15 protein-coding genes are annotated in these 17154 nt (G+C 68.9%); 6 read left to right on the top strand and 9 right to left on the bottom strand.

Annotation, left to right across the window (positions count from 1 at the left end):
* Positions 1 to 2: 2 nt before the first annotated feature.
* The 3 genes from P0M04_RS25495 to P0M04_RS25485 all read right to left on the bottom strand — a co-directional run bounded on the left by P0M04_RS25495 (position 3) and on the right by P0M04_RS25485 (position 3194).
* On the bottom strand, positions 3 to 878 hold the full coding sequence (locus P0M04_RS25495; RefSeq protein WP_259451455.1) for a carbohydrate ABC transporter permease: 876 nt from the start codon (positions 876 to 878) through the stop codon (positions 3 to 5).
* Position 879: 1 nt separating this feature from the next.
* Positions 880 to 2145, bottom strand: coding sequence for an ABC transporter substrate-binding protein (locus P0M04_RS25490; RefSeq protein ID WP_259451456.1), 1266 nt, complete (start codon positions 2143 to 2145; stop codon positions 880 to 882).
* 131 nt (positions 2146 to 2276) lie between these two features.
* Positions 2277 to 3194 (bottom strand): LysR family transcriptional regulator, encoded by a 918-nt coding sequence (locus tag P0M04_RS25485; protein ID WP_259451457.1) that lies wholly within the window; start codon positions 3192 to 3194, stop codon positions 2277 to 2279.
* An 81-nt stretch (positions 3195 to 3275) separates the two neighbouring features.
* Here P0M04_RS25485 and P0M04_RS25480 point away from each other — a divergent pair, with 81 nt between their 5' ends.
* Entirely contained in the window at positions 3276 to 4142 is an 867-nt protein-coding gene (locus P0M04_RS25480) for a DMT family transporter (protein ID WP_259451458.1), read from the top strand.
* Here P0M04_RS25480 and P0M04_RS25475 read toward each other — a convergent pair.
* A complete protein-coding gene (locus P0M04_RS25475) occupies positions 4128 to 5027 on the bottom strand; it encodes a LysR family transcriptional regulator (protein ID WP_259451459.1) in 900 nt (299 codons plus the stop codon). The two genes, P0M04_RS25480 and P0M04_RS25475, sit on opposite strands and share 15 nt — an antisense overlap.
* Positions 5028 to 5135: 108 nt before the next feature.
* Between P0M04_RS25475 and P0M04_RS25470 the strand changes: the two genes are divergently transcribed.
* From P0M04_RS25470 to P0M04_RS25460, 3 genes are read left to right on the top strand one after another with little or no spacing between them, the layout of a single operon-like run.
* Positions 5136 to 6185, top strand: a complete 1050-nt coding sequence (locus P0M04_RS25470) for a porin (RefSeq protein ID WP_259451460.1) — start codon at positions 5136 to 5138, stop codon at positions 6183 to 6185.
* A 13-nt stretch (positions 6186 to 6198) separates the two neighbouring features.
* The gene (locus P0M04_RS25465) at positions 6199 to 6969 is read left to right on the top strand and encodes a substrate-binding domain-containing protein (protein WP_259451461.1); all 771 of its coding nucleotides are present in this window, start codon (positions 6199 to 6201) and stop codon (positions 6967 to 6969) included.
* Between the two features lie 20 nt (positions 6970 to 6989).
* Positions 6990 to 8315: an MFS transporter gene (locus P0M04_RS25460; protein WP_259451462.1), complete on the top strand. Its 1326-nt coding sequence runs from the start codon at positions 6990 to 6992 to the stop codon at positions 8313 to 8315.
* Here the strand turns inward: P0M04_RS25460 and P0M04_RS25455 are convergent.
* Entirely contained in the window at positions 8308 to 8715 is a 408-nt protein-coding gene (locus tag P0M04_RS25455) for a DoxX family protein (RefSeq protein WP_259451463.1), read from the bottom strand. The two genes, P0M04_RS25460 and P0M04_RS25455, sit on opposite strands and share 8 nt — an antisense overlap.
* Positions 8716 to 8838: 123 nt before the next feature.
* On the opposite strand from P0M04_RS25455, the gene P0M04_RS25450 reads away from it, so the two are divergent.
* Entirely contained in the window at positions 8839 to 9633 is a 795-nt protein-coding gene (locus tag P0M04_RS25450; protein ID WP_259451483.1) for a cupin-like domain-containing protein, read from the top strand.
* Here the strand turns inward: P0M04_RS25450 and kdpE are convergent.
* The 3 genes from kdpE to wrbA form a co-directional block, all read right to left on the bottom strand.
* A complete protein-coding gene (gene kdpE, locus P0M04_RS25445) occupies positions 9596 to 10294 on the bottom strand; it encodes a two-component system response regulator KdpE (RefSeq protein ID WP_259451464.1) in 699 nt (232 codons plus the stop codon). The genes P0M04_RS25450 and kdpE overlap by 38 nt on opposite strands.
* Positions 10284 to 12275 carry an ATP-binding protein gene (locus P0M04_RS25440; RefSeq protein WP_259451465.1) on the bottom strand — a complete coding sequence of 664 codons (1992 nt, stop codon included), beginning with the start codon at positions 12273 to 12275 and terminating at the stop codon, positions 10284 to 10286. The genes kdpE and P0M04_RS25440 overlap by 11 nt, the downstream gene beginning before the upstream one ends.
* Positions 12276 to 12354: 79 nt before the next feature.
* A complete protein-coding gene (wrbA, locus tag P0M04_RS25435) occupies positions 12355 to 12954 on the bottom strand; it encodes an NAD(P)H:quinone oxidoreductase (protein ID WP_259451466.1) in 600 nt (199 codons plus the stop codon).
* A 136-nt stretch (positions 12955 to 13090) separates the two neighbouring features.
* Here wrbA and P0M04_RS25430 point away from each other — a divergent pair, with 136 nt between their 5' ends.
* Positions 13091 to 14935, top strand: a complete 1845-nt coding sequence (locus P0M04_RS25430) for a sensor histidine kinase (protein ID WP_259451467.1) — start codon at positions 13091 to 13093, stop codon at positions 14933 to 14935.
* A gap of 9 nt (positions 14936 to 14944) precedes the next feature.
* On the opposite strand, the gene P0M04_RS25425 is transcribed toward P0M04_RS25430, so the two are convergent.
* Complete coding sequence (locus P0M04_RS25425) at positions 14945 to 17044, bottom strand: putative bifunctional diguanylate cyclase/phosphodiesterase (protein WP_259451468.1); 2100 nt, start codon at positions 17042 to 17044, stop codon at positions 14945 to 14947.
* Positions 17045 to 17154: the final 110 nt, after the last annotated feature.

The raw sequence follows: 17154 nt of genomic DNA, 5'->3' as shown, positions 1-17154 counted from the left end.
TTTCATGCGGCCTCCTTGCGGCTGCGGGCATAGGCATAGGGCGCGAGCAGCGCGAGCACCGGCACGAGCAGCACGATCGCGCCGGCCGAGGCCAGGCCCACGTTCGAGCGCAGGAACAGGTGGTCCATGATGAACTTCGCCGGCACCTCGCTGGCGATGCCGGGACCGCCCTGCGTCATCGCGACGACGGCATCGTACAGTTTTGCCACGGCCGTCGCCAGCAACAGCAGCACGGTGGCGATGGTTGGCCACAGCAGCGGCAGGACGATCTGGGCGTACACGCGCCATGCGGGGATGCCGTCCAGGCGCGCCGCCTTCCAGATCTCCGGATCGACGCCGCGCAACCCTGCCAGCATCAGCGCCATCACGAGGCCGGACATCTGCCACACGGTGGCGATGACGACGGTATAGATGGCGAAGTCCTGCGACACGATCCAGTCGAAGCGGACGTCGTGGAAGCCGAGGGCACGCAGGCTGCCGTCGATGCCGTCGCCCGGCGTGAGCAGCCATTGCCACACGAGGCCCGTCGCGACGAACGACATCGCGTACGGGTACAGGAAGATCGTGCGGAACACGCCCTCGCCCTTCACGTTCTGGTCGATGAATACCGCGAGCAGGAAGCCGATCACGAGGCAGGCGAGCACGAACAGCACGCCGTACGCGGCCAGGTTGTGCAGGGAGAGCATCCAGCGCTCGTTGTCGAACAGGCGGTGGTATTGCGCGAGGCCGATGAAGTGCCCGGACGGGAACGTGCGCGAGCCGGTCAGCGAAATGTAAAACGTCCACAGGCCGGCGCCGAGGTAGCCGAGTGCGGCCACGACGGCCATCGGCAGCAGCGCGGTATAGGGCGTGATGCGGGTGAGCCTCAAAGTCGCCATATCAGTAGCGCAGCGCCGAAGCGATGCTGTTCTGGGCCCGTTCGACGGGCATGTTGGTGTTCCAATAGGCGGTCAGCACGTCCTGCAGCGCGCCGTTCTGGTCCGGCGTCAGGTACACCTCGGCCACGCCGACGGGCCGCTTCGGATCGCGCAGGATCGCCATGCCCTTGCGCGCGCACGCATCGAACTGGCTGTCGTCCGCGTCGAGCCGCACGGGGACCGAGCCTTTCAGCTTGTTGAACGCGAGCTGCACGCCCGGCTTGTCGACGACGGCCGCGAGCAGCTTCTGTGCACGCAGGGCACCGGCATCGTCGGTTTTCGGAAACACGAACACGTCGCCCTGGATCAGGTACGGACTGTCCGCGCCCAGGCCCGGCAGGCAGCCGAACTGGCGGCCCGGCGCCTGGCCCGCCGCGATGAATTCGCCCTTGGCCCAGTCGCCCATGATCTGCATGCCGGCCTTGCCGCCGATGACGAGCGCCGTCGCGTCGTTCCAGTTGCGGCCCGGCGACGCGGGATCGACATAACCCTGCAGACGCTTGTACGCGACGAGCACCTTGCGGAATGCAGCGGAGCGGATCGCGGCCTGGTCGCGGTCGCGGATCACTTTCAGGTACAGGTCGCGTCCGCCCATGTTCGACAGGACCATCGAGAACAGCAGGATGTCCTGCCACGCCTGGCCGCCGTGCGCGAGCGGGATGACGCCCGCGGCCTTCAGCTTGTCGAGGTCCGCGAACAGCTCGTCCATCGTCGCGGGCTCGCGGGTAATGCCCGCCTTCGCGAACGCCGGTTTCGAATACCAGATCCACGTCTGCATGTGGATGTTCATCGGCACGGCATACCAGTGGCCGCGCACCTTGATCACGTCGACGATGGGCGCCGGCAGCACCTCGTCCCAGCGGTCGCGCCGGGCGAGATCGTCGACGGGGTTCAGGAGGTCTTCCTCGATGATGTCGAGGAACTGCTTCGACGTGTTGAACTGGGCTGCCGTCGGCGGATTGCCGCCGATGATGCGGTTGATGGTGACGGCGCGCGACTGGTCGCCGCCCGCGATCGCGGTGTCGACCCACGTGCCGCCGGCGTCGCGGTAGGCCTGCTCGACCTGCTTCACGGCGGCCGATTCGCCGCCGGACGTCCACCAGTGGATCACCTCGGCCCGTGGACCGGCATGCGCCGCACTTGCGGCCGCGCACAGCCAGGCGCACAGGCAGGCGCACAGGCAGGCGCACAGGCAGGCGAACTGCAGCGCCCTGCGGATTCCGTACATGCTGTCTCCGTTATGGCGTCCTGGCTGGGCCGGCGCCTTTTTTATACTTCGCGGCATGCCATGGAAACGTTCCCACGGGCATGGTCCGACTATAACATCCCGAAAAAATCAGTGTCAAACAAAACAACGTCTCAGCCGGCCGGGTGCGCACACACGGCCTTGACGTGGCCGCGCAGCCACGCATGGACGGGGTCGGCATGCTGGCGCTGGTGCCAGCACTGTTCCACATCCACGGCCGGCAACGCGAACGGTAGTGTAAACGTCTGCAGCGGCATGGTCGCCATCGCCCAGTGCACGAACGGCGCCGGCATCACGGCGACGAAGTCCGACGCCAGCGCCATCGACAGCGCGGCCTGGAAGCCCGGCGCGACCAGCGCGATGGTACGGCGCAGGCCCCGCTCGGCCAGCGCCGCGTCGACGGCCGCGCACGAGCGCCGGCCGGGCGACGTGGCGATGTGCTGCCATGCGACGAACTCCTCCGCCGCGATTTTCGCCCGGCGCCGCCCGGCGCACAAGGGGTGGCCACGGCGGACGACGCCCACGAACGACGCCGTGAACAGCCGCTCGGTGAAAATGCCCGGCTCCGGCGCCTTCACGACGAGGATGTCCAGGTCGACCTCGCCGCTGCGCAAGGCGTCCGGGTCGCGGCTCGCGCGCGGCAGGAACTGCAGCGCGATACCCGGCGCCTCGGCGCGCATCGCGGCCGCCAGGCGCGCGGCCCACGCGCCCGCGAAGCCGTCGTTGGCGCGGAGGGTGAACGTCCTCTCCACGGTCGCGAGATCCAGTCGCGGCGGCTGCAGCACGCCGCGCACCTGGTCGATGGCGGCGGCGACGGCTTCGCGCAGCGCCAGCGCGCGCGACGTGGGGACGAGGCCGCGCCCGGCCGGCACGAACAACGGGTCGCCGAACGCGTCGCGCAGGCGCGCGAGGCGGCGGCTCATCGCGGGCGCGCTCACGTGCAGGCGTTGCGCCGCGCCCGCCACGCTGCCCGCCTGCAGCAGGGCGTCGAGGTCGACGAGGAGATTGAGGTCGAGCGTCTGGAGGGTCATCGGGAATGCTGCATGCGGTGCACGGATTGCTTGCAAGGATATCACTTTACGCACGGCCCGCGGCCCGGCGATGATGGCGGCATGAACACGCTCTTTCCCTTGCTGGCCGTGTCCATCTGGACCGGCAACACGCTCGTCACCAAGTCCGCGGCCACCGCGATCAATCCGGCGGCCATCGCCTTCTACCGCTGGGTGCTCGCCGGTGTGCTGCTCACGCCGTTCGTCGCCCGCGCGGTCTGGCACAAGCGCGCCATCGTCGCGCGGCACTGGCCCAGGCTGGCGTTGCTGGGCGCCCTCGGCATGGCGACGTACCAGGGACTCGCCTACGAGGCCGCGCGCACGACCACGGCGATCAACATGGGCGTGATCGTCGCCACGATGCCGCTGATGTCCGCGCTTCTGGCCGCGGCCGTCACTGGCGAGCGCCCGACCCGTGCGACCGTCGGCGGCGCCATGCTGTCGCTCGCCGGCGTGGTCGTCCTCGCGGCGCAGGGTGCGCCGGCCCGGCTGCTTCACGGCGGACTGCATCCCGGCGATGGCCTGATGGTGGTCGCGGTGGCCTCGAACGCCGTCTACGGGGTCCTGCTCAAGCGCTGGGCGCTGCCGCTGTCGACGTGGGAGCAGCTCTACGTGCAGATCGGCTTCGGGGTACTGGTCCTCGCACCGTTCTGGTGGCTCGCGCCCGCCGCGCCCATCACGGCGCACAACCTGCCGCTGGTCCTGTATGCGGGCACCGCCGCGTCGATCGGCGCGCCGTTCTGCTGGATGAACGGCATCAAGCGGATCGGTCCCGCGCGCGCCTCGGTCTTCATGAATCTGCTGCCGCTGCTGGTCGCCCTCGGCGCCTGGGGACTGCTGGGCGAACGGCTGCACGGCTACCACGCGGCCGGCGGCGCGCTCGTGCTTGCCGGCCTGCTGTGGAGCCAGCGCCGCTCAAGACTTCACTAACGCATCCCTCAGCATGTCGAACAGCGTGCGCGCGGCCGGTGCCATCGTGTGGTTGCGCTTCGAGATCAGGCCCAGCGTGCGGTGGATCGCCGGATTCACGAGCGGCACGCCGACGATCGTGTCGGGCCGCCCGGGCAGCACCGAGAGGCCCGGCACCGCGGCCACGCCCATCCCCGCTTCGACGAGCGCCAGCACGCCGGACACGTGGTTCACCTCGCACAGGATGACGGGGTGCTTCTCGACGCCGGCCAGCGCCGCGTCGATGACCGTGCGGTTGCCGCTCGACTTCGCGACCGAGATGTAGCGCTCGTCCACGGTCTCCTTCCAACCGAGTTCCTTGCGGCCCGCGAGCGGATGGTCGCTGCGCATCGCCAGCACGTAGCTCTCCACGTAGATCGGCTCGAACACGATCTCCGGGTTTTCCGCGCCGGTGAAGTTGATGCCGAAATCCGCTTCTCCCGCCAGCACGAGGTTCAGCACGTCCTGCGCGCTCTCGTCGTGCACGCGCACGCGGATGCGCGGAAAGCGCTCGCTGAAAAGCGTCAGCACGTCCGGCAGGAAGTGCCACACAGCGGACGGCACGCACGCGAACGTGACGGAACCCGTGCGGTGTGCCGCGAGGTCGGCGACGCCGAGCACGGCATCTTCCAGGCCGTCCAGCGCCGTGCGCACGTTCACGAGGAAGGTCTGGCCGACGTTGGTCAGCTGAACGCGGCGCGTGGTCCGCTCGAACAGCTTCACGCCGAGGCTTTCCTCGAGCTTGTCGATGCGCCGGCTCAGCGCCGATTGGGACAGGAACAAATCGGATGCGGCCTGGCGAAAGCTGGCGCGTTCCGCCACGGCCACGAACGCCTGCAAGTCATGAAGATCGTAATTGATGCGCATGACGCAAGAATACGCCCGAAATTTGCAATTATCAAATCATTCCTTTTGTTGGATGATCTAGCCACTCAGCCAATCAGCCTCGCCAAGAAGGCATCACAAGGAGACATCGTGCGCCATTCCTGCGCCCTCATCGTATTGCTGCTTGCCAGCGGCACCTGCCTGGCCCAGACCAGCGTGAACCTGTACGGCATCGTCGACGTCGGCCTGCGCGCCGTCGACGGCCTCCCCGGCAGCACGACCGCCGTCGCGAGCGGCGTGAACCAGACCAGCCGCTGGGGCATCCGCGGGCAGGAAGACCTGGGTGGCGGATTGAAAGCCGTGTTCCGGCTCGAAGGCGGCATGAACGCCGACACCGGCACGCAGGCCAAGAGCGACCGCCTGTTCGACCGCCAGGCTTGGGCCGGACTCGACTCCCCATACGGCCAGCTCGCCGTGGGACGCCAGGCCAACCTGATCTCCGACGCCCTGCTCCCCGTCGACCCGATCGGCAAGCGCGATGCGTCGTTCAACCCGAACATCAACGTGGCGGGACTCTCCAACACCGCGTTCGGCACGCACGCGTTCGGGCGCCAGTACGGTCCGAGCGGCTACGCCGACAATTTCTACCGCCTGGACAACACGGTCAAATACACGGCGACCGTGGGCCCGTGGCAGGCGCGCGCCGCGTATTCCGCCGGCGAAGTCGCGGGCGATGCCGGCGCCTCGAGCAGCCACGGTGTCGCGCTGGCCTACCAGCGTCCGGACTGGGTCATCTCCGGCGCGTCGATGCAATTCCGCAGCCGCGACGGCCTGGCGCTCGACGCGTGGAGCCTCGGCGCCGCCGTGCGCCTGGGCAGCTGGCAGCTCAAGGCCAACGCGGCGCGCAACGATGCCGACACGGGGCCCTCGAAGCGCGTCGCCCAGCGGGTGCTGTCCGCGGGCGTCAGCCGTGCGATCGGCCGCGACCTGCTCGTGACGACCGCCTGGTACAGCGTGCGGCGCGAAGCCACCGGCTTCGTGGACGACGGCTTCGACCGCGGCTTCCTGTTCGTCGAAAAGACACTCGCGCCGCGCACCACGGCCTACGTGGAAGCCGACTACACGGTCTGGCGCGGGGACGCCGCCACGAAAGACCGCCACGGCACGGGCTTCACGCTCGGCCTCATGCAGAAATTCTGACAAGGAGACACTCATGCACCTCAAGACTACCCTGGCCGCACTCGCCTGCGCCCTCGCCGGCGCGGCCCACGCCACCGACGTCCACGTCGTCAGCTCGGGCGGTTTCGCCCAGGCGTACAAGGACTTGTCCGGCCCATACGAACGCACCAGCGGCGACAAACTGGCATCGGAATGGGGCCCGTCGATGGGCACGACGAAGAACGCGATTCCCGCGCGCCTCGCCCGCGGCGAACATATCGATGTCGTCATCATGGTGGGCGATGCGCTGGACAAGCTGATGGCCGAGGGCAAGCTCGAACCGGGCAGCAAGGTCGTCCTCGCCGACTCCCCGATCGCGTGCGCCGTGCGGCATGGCGTCCCGAAACCGGACATCGGCACCGTCGACGGCCTGCGCCAGGCATTCCTGCACGCGTCGAAGGTGGCCTATTCGGACAGCGCGAGCGGCGAATACATCAAACGCGAGCTGCTGAATAAACTGGGCATCCAGCAGCAGATGCAGGGCAAGGCGGCGCAGATCCCGGCCACGCCGGTGGGCGAGATCATCGCGCATGGCGAGGCGGATTTCGGCTGCCAGCAAAGGAGCGAGCTGAAACCCGTGCAGGGCATCGACATCGTCGGCCTGCTCCCGGCCGAAGTCCAATTGAAGACGCAGTTCGCCGGCGCCGTCGTGCGCGGCGCCCCCCATGCGGACGCCGGCCGCGCCCTGCTCCGCTTCCTCGCGGCGCCCGCGAACGCACCCGCCATCGAGGCGACCGGGCTCGAACCCGCCGCGGCCCAGCACTGAACCCTCACCGAGACACCATCATGACCAGTCAAACCACCGTCAGGGCACCGGCCGCAACCGCCGCCGCGCCCGCGCGCGCGCCGTCGAAGCTCGGCGCCGTCATCCGCGTGACGAGCGGGAATTTCATCGAGATGTACGATTTCTTCCTGTTCGGCTTTTACGCGAACCAGATCGCGGCCGCGTTTTTCCCGTCGACCAGCGAGTACGCCGCGCTGATGATGACGTTCGCCACATTCGGCGCCGGCTTCTTCATGCGGCCGCTGGGCGCCATCTTCCTGGGCAGCTACGTCGACCGCATCGGCCGCCGTAAGGGCCTCGTGCTCACGCTCGGCATCATGGCGTCCGGGACCGCGCTGATCGCGTTCGTGCCCGGCTATGCCACCATCGGCCTCATGGCGCCGCTGCTCGTGCTGATCGGCCGCCTGCTGCAGGGGTTTTCGGCGGGCGTGGAACTGGGCGGCGTGTCCGTCTACCTCTCCGAAATGGCGACGCCGGGCAACAAGGGCTATTACGTGAGCTGGCAGTCGGCCAGCCAGCAGGTGGCCGTCGTGTTTTCCGCCGCGCTGGGCTATGGTCTCAATCACCTGATGCCGAAGGACGTCATCGCCGACTGGGGTTGGCGCATTCCATTCTTCATCGGTTGCTCGATCATCCCGGTGGTGTTCTACATCCGCCGCTCGCTGCAGGAGACGCAGGCCTATCTCGCGCAGAAGTCGCACCCGACGTTTTCACAGGTGATGCGCACGCTGACCGTGAACTGGCCCATCGTGACGGCGGGCGCCATGCTGGTCGTGATGACGACCGTCGCGTTCTACCTGATCACCGTGTACACGCCCACGTTCGGCAAGAGCGTGCTGAAACTCTCCACCGAGGAGAGCCTGCTGGTGACGCTGTGCGTCGGCGTGTCGAACTTCATCTGGCTGCCCGTGATGGGCGCCCTGTCGGACCGCATCGGCCGCTGGCCCGTAATGGCCGTCTGCTCCGCGCTGGCCGCCGTGACGGCATATCCCGCCCTGTCGTGGCTCATCGCGCATCCCAGCTTCGGCAACATGGTCATGATCGAGCTGTGGCTGTCGTTCCTGTACGGCAGCTACAACGGCGCCACCATCGTCGCGCTCACGGAAATCATCCCGATGCAGGTGCGTACGACCGGGTTCTCGCTGGCCTACAGCCTCGCGACCGCGCTGTTCGGCGGCATGACGCCGCTGCTCTGCACGTGGCTGATCGAAGCCACGGGCGACAAGGCCGCCCCCGGTTACTGGATGGCGGGTGCCGCCGCGATCAGCCTGTTCGCGGTGTTCCTCGTCTACCGCGGCATCGTGAAGGAGCGCGTGGCCGTCAATTGAAGCGGCCGCGCTGGCCGCCGACGCTGTAGCGCCCCGCACCCAGCAGGGCCACGGCGACGGCGGCGCCAAGATACATCCCCTGCAGTTCGAGCGCCCAGCCGCCCTGGTCATTCAGGGTGAAGAACTGGCGCGTGTGGACCAGCAACAGCGCCACGATCATGTTCACGACGACGACCAGCGCCGCGGCCCGGGTGAACACGCCGAACAGGATCAACAGCGGCGCGATCACTTCGCCGATGTACACCAGGTAGCCCAGCGCGCCCGGCAGACCGGCCTTCACGAGCATGCCGCTGATGAAGCCGACGCCGCCGATCAGCTTCGACACGCCATGAAACAGGATCAACACGGCCAGCACGACACGCAGGACCAGCTTGCCGCCATCGTCCATCTTGGTTTCCATAACTCCTCCCCAGTGTGAGCACGGCCTGTATACTTGCATGGTACGCCAACTGAAGAGAACGAGCCGTTGATTCCTGATCCAGACAAGAATGCCCGCGTGCGCGGCGTCACGTCGATCGCCGCCATGCGCGACGCCATCCGTGACGCGTCACGCAAACTCCCGCCGCTGACCACCATCCCGCGATTCAAAACCCTCGATCGCGCCGCCTTTCGCGCGCAGGCGGAGCGCGGCCTGCCGTTCATGATCACGGGCCTCGTCGGCCGCTGGCCGCTGTGCGCGTTCACGCCGGACCAGTTGCGCGAGCGCTTCGGCGACGTCCCCGTGCGCGCCCGCGTTGGCGACTACATCGGTACGGCCTTCGCGCCCGACCGCGCCATGCAGGACATGGCGATGCGCGCGTACCTGGATCTCGCCGCGTCCTGGACCGACGGCTTGCCGCCGTATGTCGGCAACCTGGAAATCAACGAATTGAATGCGATGTGCCACTGGCCGGGCTATTTCGGCAAGATGGGCCCGCCCCGCTTCTGGCTCGGCCCCGCCGGCACGGTGACGCCGCTGCATTGCGACTACGACGACAATATCTTCGCGCAGATCTGGGGCACGAAGCGGATCTTCCTCGTCCCGCCCCACCACGACGAATTCCTGTACGTGCGCGAAGCGAATCCGGTGCTGTTCGGATCCCCGTTCGATCCGGAGCGGCCCGATTTCGATGCGTACCCGCTCGCGCGCGGTGCGGCGCCGGTCGAATGCATCGTCGAACCCGGCGACATGCTGTACGTGCCCGCCGGCTGGTATCACCAGGTGCGGGCGTTGACGTTCGCACTGTCCGTCAACCGCTGGGCCAGGGCGATGCCGCTCGCGCTGAAGGACGATCCGGCGCTCAGGGCTGCAGGCGATACCCGACCGCCGTCTCCGTAAGCAGGTGCCGCGGCTGCGCGGGATCGTCTTCCAGCTTCTGGCGCAGGTGCCCCATGTAGATGCGCACGTAATGCCCGTTGTCCGCGTTCGACGGGCCCCATACCTCGCGCAGGAGTTGAGGCGCCGTGACGACGCGGCCCAGGTTCGCGATCAGCACGGACAATAACTTGTACTCGGTCGGCGTCAGGTGCACGGGCTGGCCGTCGCGCTGGACCGTGCGCTTGTTCAAGTCCACTTCCACCGTGCCGAACGCGATGCGCGCGGAGGCGTCTCCGCCCGCCTTGTGCTGGCGGCGCAACGCGGCGCGCACGCGCGCGAGCAGTTCGCCGATGCCGAAGGGCTTCGTCAGGTAGTCGTCCGCGCCGGCGTCCAGCGCCGTGATCTTGTCCGCCTCGTCGAAGCGCGCGGACAGCACGATGATCGGCACGGGGCTCCAGGTCCGCACGTCGCGGATCAGCCGCAGGCCGTCGCCGTCGGGCAGGCCCAGGTCGAGGATGATGAGGTCGGGCGTGCGGGTGCCGGCGTCGATCACGCCGCGCTTCAGGGTCTCGGACTGGTGCACCTGCCAGCCCTCGCCTTCGAGGGCCATGCGGACGAACCTGCGGATCTGCGGTTCGTCCTCGACGATGAGGGCGACGGGTGCGGCGGACTCAATGCTCATGCTGGTCGATCGGGTGGTGTTGATGTTCGGGGTCCGGGTGAGCTTCCGGCAGCGGCAACGGCGGTGGCTCGCCCAGCGGCAGGCTCAGTTCGAAGCAGGCGCCGGCGTCCGGACGGTTGAAGGCGCGCATGCCGCCGCCGTGGGCTTCGACGATGGCGCGGCAGATGGCCAGGCCCAGGCCGACGCCGGCGATGGACGATTCCTGCCGGCCGCGCACGAATTTCTCGAACAGCGCATCCTCGCGCCCGGCCGGCAGGCCCGGGCCGTCGTCGCACACGGCGACGGTCAGCATGCCCTCTTCCGTGCGCGCCGCGATCGTCACATGCGCATCCGGCGGCGTGTACTTGCCCGCATTTTCCAGCAGATTGCACAGCACGCGCTCGAGCAGGGTCGCATCGAAGCGCACGAGCGGCAGGCCGCGTGGGATGCGCGTGTCGATGGATCGTCCGCCCAACTGCCAGCGGCAGGCGCGCAACGCGCTGCCGATCGTCTCCTCGACCATCTGCCACTGCAAATTGAGTGTCACGCCGCCGCTCTGGATGCGGGCCATGTCGAGCAGGTTGGCGACGAGGGTGCTCATGCGCCGCGCTTCGTCGCGCAGCGCGTTCGCCAGTTCCATCTGCGCGGCGGCCAGCGGCGGGCGCGATAACGTCAGCGATTCGGACAGGCCGACGAGGCTGGTGAGCGGCGTACGCAAATCGTGCGACAGCGCGGCCAGCAGCGAATTGCGCAGGCGCTCGCCCTCCATGCGCACGACGGCGTCCTGGGCCACATCGACGTAGTGCACCCGCTCCAGCGCGATGGCGGCCAGCGCCGCGAAGGCGTCCAGCAGTTCGCGCCGTTCCGGCACGAGCAGCGCCGCGACGTCCGGCACGCGCACCGCGAGCACGCCGCGCGAGCGCATCGGCGCCAGCAGCGGCAGGTACAGCCACGGATTGCTGGGCAGCGTGGGCGTCTCCGCGCCGGCCGGTGCCGCATGGTCGAATGCCCACTGCGCTGCCGCCATGTCCAGCACGCTCAGCACCGGGACGCGTTCGGCGCTGCCAGGCTCCGCCGCCGGCCAGCGCAACCGGCCCGCATCGTCCGGCAGCAGGATCACGGCGCGCGCGTCGAAGGTACGCGCGAGGAAGCGGCGCGTGATTTCGAACACCTGTTCCGTCTGCAGCGCGACGGACAGCGCCCGCGCGAACTCGTACAGCGCGCGGGTGCGGGCTTCCCGGCCGATCGCGCTTTCCGCCTGCTCGCGCAGGTCGGACGTCAGCCGCGCCGTGATCCAGCCGACGGCCAGCATCACGACCAGCGCGACCGCGTACTTGAATTCGCTGACGTCGTACTCGCGGCGCGGCGCGGCGGCGACGAGCGCGCAGAAGCCGACCAGCGTCGCGAGGATCGCGGGGCCGCGCCCGAGGCGGATCGCGACGAGCACCACCGTCAGCAGGAACAGCATCGCGACGTTGGCCACGTCCAGCAGCGGCAGCAGCGGCAGCGCGACGATGGCGGTGGCCAGGCTCGCGCCGACGGCGGCCAGGTAGGGACGCGGCCTGGCATTCCCGCTCACCCGCGGTCCGGCGACGATGGGCCCCGACGGCGCAGCGACGTCGACCAGATCCAGTTCCGGCGCCGCCCGCGTCAGCCGCCGGCCGAACGGACCATGCCACCAGGAGAACCGGTGCTCGCGTGCCAGCACGGCGGTCGTGCAGCCGTGGCGGCGGGCATAACCGGCAACGACGGCGGGCGCGTCGCGCCCTTCCAGCACGGCCGTGACGGCACCCTGCGCATGGGCCTGGCGCAGCAGTTCGAGCGTGCGCAGGCGGGCCGCTTCGCCGCGGCGGCGCGTGTGTGCGTTCTCGACGAGGACGGCGTGCCACGGCGCGTCGCCGCGCGCCGCGAGCCGCGCCGCCGCGGCGACCGCGGCTTCGTCGCCCGCGTCCGCGCGCAGCACGGCCAGTACCGTGCCTGTCTTCGATTCGGAACTCTGCATGCGTGGATGGTAAGCGATCGGCCGTAAACGCGGCATAAAAACGCGGCATAAAAAAACCGCCTTCACCCCCGCCGGACGGTCAGCCGAACAGCTTGATCGCCGTCTTCGCCACCAGCTCGCCCTGGTGGCGCGCGCCGTCCAGTTCGTTGCCGCTGGGCTGGCGCTGGCCCTGGCCGCCCGCGATCGTGCTCGCGCCGTAGGGGCTGCAGCCGGTGATCTCGTCCAGCGTCATCTGGCCCGCGAAGCTGTACGGCAGGCCGACGACGACCATCCCGAAGTGCAGAAGGTTCGTGATGATCGAGAACAGCGTCGTTTCCTGGCCGCCGTGCTGGGTGGCCGTCGACGTGAACGCGGCGCCGACCTTGCCGTGCAACGCCCCCCTCGCCCACAGGCCGCCCGTCTGGTCCAGGAACGCGGCCATCTGCGACGGCATGCGGCCGTAGCGCGTGGGCGCGCCGATCACGATGGCGTCGTAGTCGGGCAGTTCGTTCACGGTCGCGATGGGCGCCGGCTGGTCCAGCTTGAAATGGCCGTTGCGGGCGACGTCTTCCGGCACCGTCTCGGGCACGCGCTTCACGTCCACGGTCGCTCCCGCCGCGCGGGCGCCTTCCGCCAGCGCATTCGCCATCTGTTCGATGTGTCCATACGTCGAGTAATACAGCACCAGTACCTTCGCCATAGCCGTTCCTTTCCCGTCTTCCCGGCGCCACCGGCGGCGCCCCGCCCTCGCTTGCCCGACTGGCAACGATCCGCACATGCTACCGCAACGCGCGGGCTTCCGGCGTCTGCATTAATGCAAGTACAATGGCACCCTGATGAAAGCCCGTCACTATCTGATCCTCATGGCCGTCGCCATCCTGGTGCCGGTCACCGTCATCGCCGGCGCGGGCTTGTCCATGCTCCTCGACTGGGAACGCGAATCGCGTATCCGCAGCGTCGAATCCAGTGCGCGCGCCACCGCGCTGCTCGTCGACCGCGAAGTCGCTGCCGCCCAGGCCGCGCTGCGCGCGCTCGGCAACTCGGACGCCATGCGCCGGGGCGATTTCGCCGAAATCCACCGCGAGGCGGGCGCGATGAACGCGGGGACGCCGTGGACGTGGACCCTGTTGATCGACCATGACGGCGCCCCGCTCCTGAACACCCTCGTCCCGTACGGGACCCGCCTTCCGGGCCGTGCCGGTCCCTGGGTCGCACAGGCGTGGGACAGCCAGCGGCCGCGCGTGTCCGGCTACTTCGTCGGCGCCCTGTCGCGCAAGCCCGCGGTCTCCATCGACGTGCCGGTACCGCGCGGCGCCGGCGGGCGCTGGGTCCTGAGCCAGGTCTTCGACGCCGGCCATTTTTCCACCGTGTTCGCGGACAAGGGACTGGGCCCCGACTGGGTCATGGGCATCTTCGACCGCGACGGCATCTCGATCGCGCGCAACCGCAATAACACGCTCGTCGGCGGCAAGGTGCGGCCCGAACTGTTCGCGGCCGCCCGCGCCGCGAACAGCGGCATCGTGCGCCACCTGACGCGCGAAGGGATCGAAGTCTACGACATCTTCACGCACAGCGAGGCCACCGGCTGGACCATCGCGATCGGCGTGCCCGTCGCCGAGATCGAGGCGGCGGCGCGAGCGGCGACGCGGTATGCGGCGCTCGCGCTGCTCGCGGTCATCAGCCTCGCGTTCGGCATCGCGTCGTTCATCGCGCAGCGCCTGTCCGTCGCGCTCGACCGCGCACGCCGAACGGCCGAGGCCCTGCCGCTCGGCGCGCTGGCCCGGCCCGCGCCCACCCGGGTGCATGAAGTCGACGTGCTGCAGGACGCGCTGTTCCACACGAGCGAAAACCTGGCGCGCGAGCGTACCGCGCGCGCGGCGCTCGAATCCGAGCGCGAGGCCCTGCTCCAGAGTGAACGCGAAGCGCGCCGCCTGGCCGAGGCGCAAAGCGCCGCCAAGGACAACTTCCTTGCCATGCTGGGCCACGAACTGCGCAATCCGCTGGCCGCCATCGCCGGCGCGCTGAAGGTGCTCGACATGCCGACGGCAAACGCACAGATGGCGGCGCACGCGCGCGAGATCGGCCGCCGCCAGACGCGCCACCTGACCCGTATCGTCGACGACCTGCTCGACGTGCGCCGCATCCTCTCCGGCAAGGTGGAATTGAAAAAGACCCCGATCGATGCTGGCGCGCTGCTGCTGCACTGCTGCGCGACGCGCCAGGTCGTCGACGCGGGCGTGCATGCGTGGACGGTGGGAGTCTCGCCGTTGTGGGTCGACGGCGATGCCACGCGGCTCGAACAGGTGTTCGACAACCTGCTGCACAACGCGATCAAGTACACGCCGGCCGGCGGCGCGATCGCCGTGCGCGGACGCGCCGAAGATGGCGCCGCGGTGTTCGAGGTGAGCGATACCGGCATCGGCATCGAGCCGGCCACCCTGCCGCTGATCTTCGAGGCGCTCGTGCAGGGCCCCGTCAGCATCGACCGCGCCCAGGGCGGCCTCGGTCTCGGCCTTGCCCTCGTGCGCGAGCTCGCGGCGCTGCACGGCGGCACCGTGACGGCGCACAGCAGCGGCGAGGGTCAGGGCAGCACGTTCACCGTGCGCCTGCCGCAGGTGCCGGCGCCCGCGCGCCCGGCCGATCCGGAACCGGACGCTGCGGCCAGCGCCGCCCAAGGCTGAGCCCCGCACTCACGCGCACACGGGTTCGTCCTGCAGCCGGTACGGCGACGCGCGAGCCCAGTCGAGCAGCATCGCCGCGGGCATCGGCGCGGCCACGAAATACCCCTGGGCCTCGTCGCAGCCGAGCGCGTACAGCGCGTCCCAGATGCGCCCATTGCTGACGCCTTCCGCGACGACGCTCATTCCGAGATCGTGCGCCAGGTGCACGGTGGATTTCACGATGGACGCCGCACGCTGGTCTTCGATCATCTGCATGGTGAAGCCGTGGTCGATCTTGATCACGTCCACGGGCAGGCGGCTCAGGTAGCTCAGCGACGAATACCCGGTGCCGAAGTCGTCGATGTACAGCCGGAAGCCCATCGCGGACAGGCGTTCCAGCTCGGCGATGCTCTCTGCCGGGTTCTGCATCAGGCTGCTCTCCGTCATCTCCAGGCCGATCAGGCCCGCGCACGAGCCGTGGTGTTCCAGCAGCTCGCGCAGGTGTTCGGACAGGGACAGCGCGGCGATGTCGCGCGCGGACAGGTTCACGGCGATGGGCAAACGCACCCCCTGCGCGCGCCACGCCTCGCTCTGGGCGACGGCGCTGGCCAGCATGTGCTGCGTGAGCACGTGGATCAGGTCCGTGGACTCGATCAGCGGCATGAACGTCTCCGGCCCGATGCAGCCCTTGTCCGGATGGACCCAGCGCACGAGCGCTTCCGCGCCGACGATCTCGCGGCTGTCCATTGTCACCTTCGGCTGGCAGAAGAGCTGGATCTCGCCCGCTTCGATGGCGGCGCGGAAGTCGCCGATCAGCGACAGCCGGTCGGGCGTATGCGGGTCGTCCTCGGCGGCGTAGACGGCGACGTTGCGGCCCAGGTGCGCGGCCTGGTACAGCGCGATGTCGGCCTTGCGCAGCAGCGCGTGGTAATCGAGGCCCTGCAGCGGCGCGAGCGCGATGCCGACCCGTGCGCCGATCTCGTACGAGATGCCGGCCACGGAGAACGGGGCTTCGAGGGCGCGGTGGATGTGCTGGGCCCAGCGCCGCGCCTCTTCCTCGTCGGCGCCGTCGAGCACGATCGGGAAGCGCGCATCGCAACGCGCGACGACGCCGGCCTGCCCGACGACGGCCGCGAGGCGGTCCGCCACGAGCGCGAGCAGCACGTCGCCGTACAGATGCGTGAGCGCGTAATTCACGTCGCGGAAACGCACGAGGTCGACGATCAGGCATGCGAACCGTGCGGGCGCGCGTCCCCGGCCCGCGCCGCGCCGCAGCTGGATCAGCCGGTCGCCGACTTCGCTCTCGAACCGGTTCATGTTGGGCAGGCCCGTCACCGTGTCGTAATACGCGAGGCGCCGCACGTTTTCCTCGGCGCGGCGGCGCTCGGTCACGTCCTGCACCAGACCCAGCATCTTGACGACGTGTCCGCAGGCGTCGCGCCGGACCTCGGCCACGGAATGTAGCCAGCGCACCTCGCCGTCCGGCCGGATCAGGCGGAACTCGATGTCGTACTTGTAATCGGGGTCAAGCAGCGCCCGCTCGCGCGCCCGTTCGGCCATCGGCCGGTCGTCCGGATGGATGCGGGCATAGATCTCGGCCGTCGACACGGGCGTCTCGTCCGCCCGGAAGCCCATGATGCGGTAGCCTTCCGGCGACGACGTGACGTGCGAATCGCTGGCCGCGTCCCAGATCCAGTTGCCGATCAGCGCGAGCGCCTGTGCGCGCAGCAATTCGTTCTGGGTGTCGCGCAGCTGGACTTCGGCCTCCACGTGGCGCGTCACGTCCTGGAGAATGACGAGCACGGCGTCGCGCCCGCCGTACTCGATGGCGCAGCGCTGCAGGATCGCATGGTGGATGTCGCCGCCGGCGCCGGCGATGTGGCGCACGTGCGAATGCAGGCGGCATGTTTCCGGACGCAGGCCGTCTTCTTCCGGGTCGTGCGCGTACAGGTCGGGCAGGCGCATGCCCAGCAGCCGGTCGCGGGAATAGCCCAGCAGGGCTAGCGTCGCGTCGTTGACGTCCAGGATTTCCTGCGACACAGGGTCGCAGACCAGCATCGAGAGTTGCGTCCCTTCGAACAGGGGCCGGCACCATGCGCTCGCATCCGCGCTTGGGGACTGTGCAGCCATGGCTTTCCTTTCGATCGATGGGGGACCACAATGCAGTATAACGCAATCATCGATAACAAAATGTCATCAAAGACCTGTCAAGATAGACAGGTAGCCCACCTTTCGGCCAT

Origin of the sequence: Telluria mixta (assembly GCF_029223865.1) — a bacterium.
In the GTDB taxonomy this organism is placed as follows: domain Bacteria; phylum Pseudomonadota; class Gammaproteobacteria; order Burkholderiales; family Burkholderiaceae_D; genus Telluria; species Telluria mixta.
This window is presented reverse-complemented; position numbering and strand designations above follow the sequence as displayed.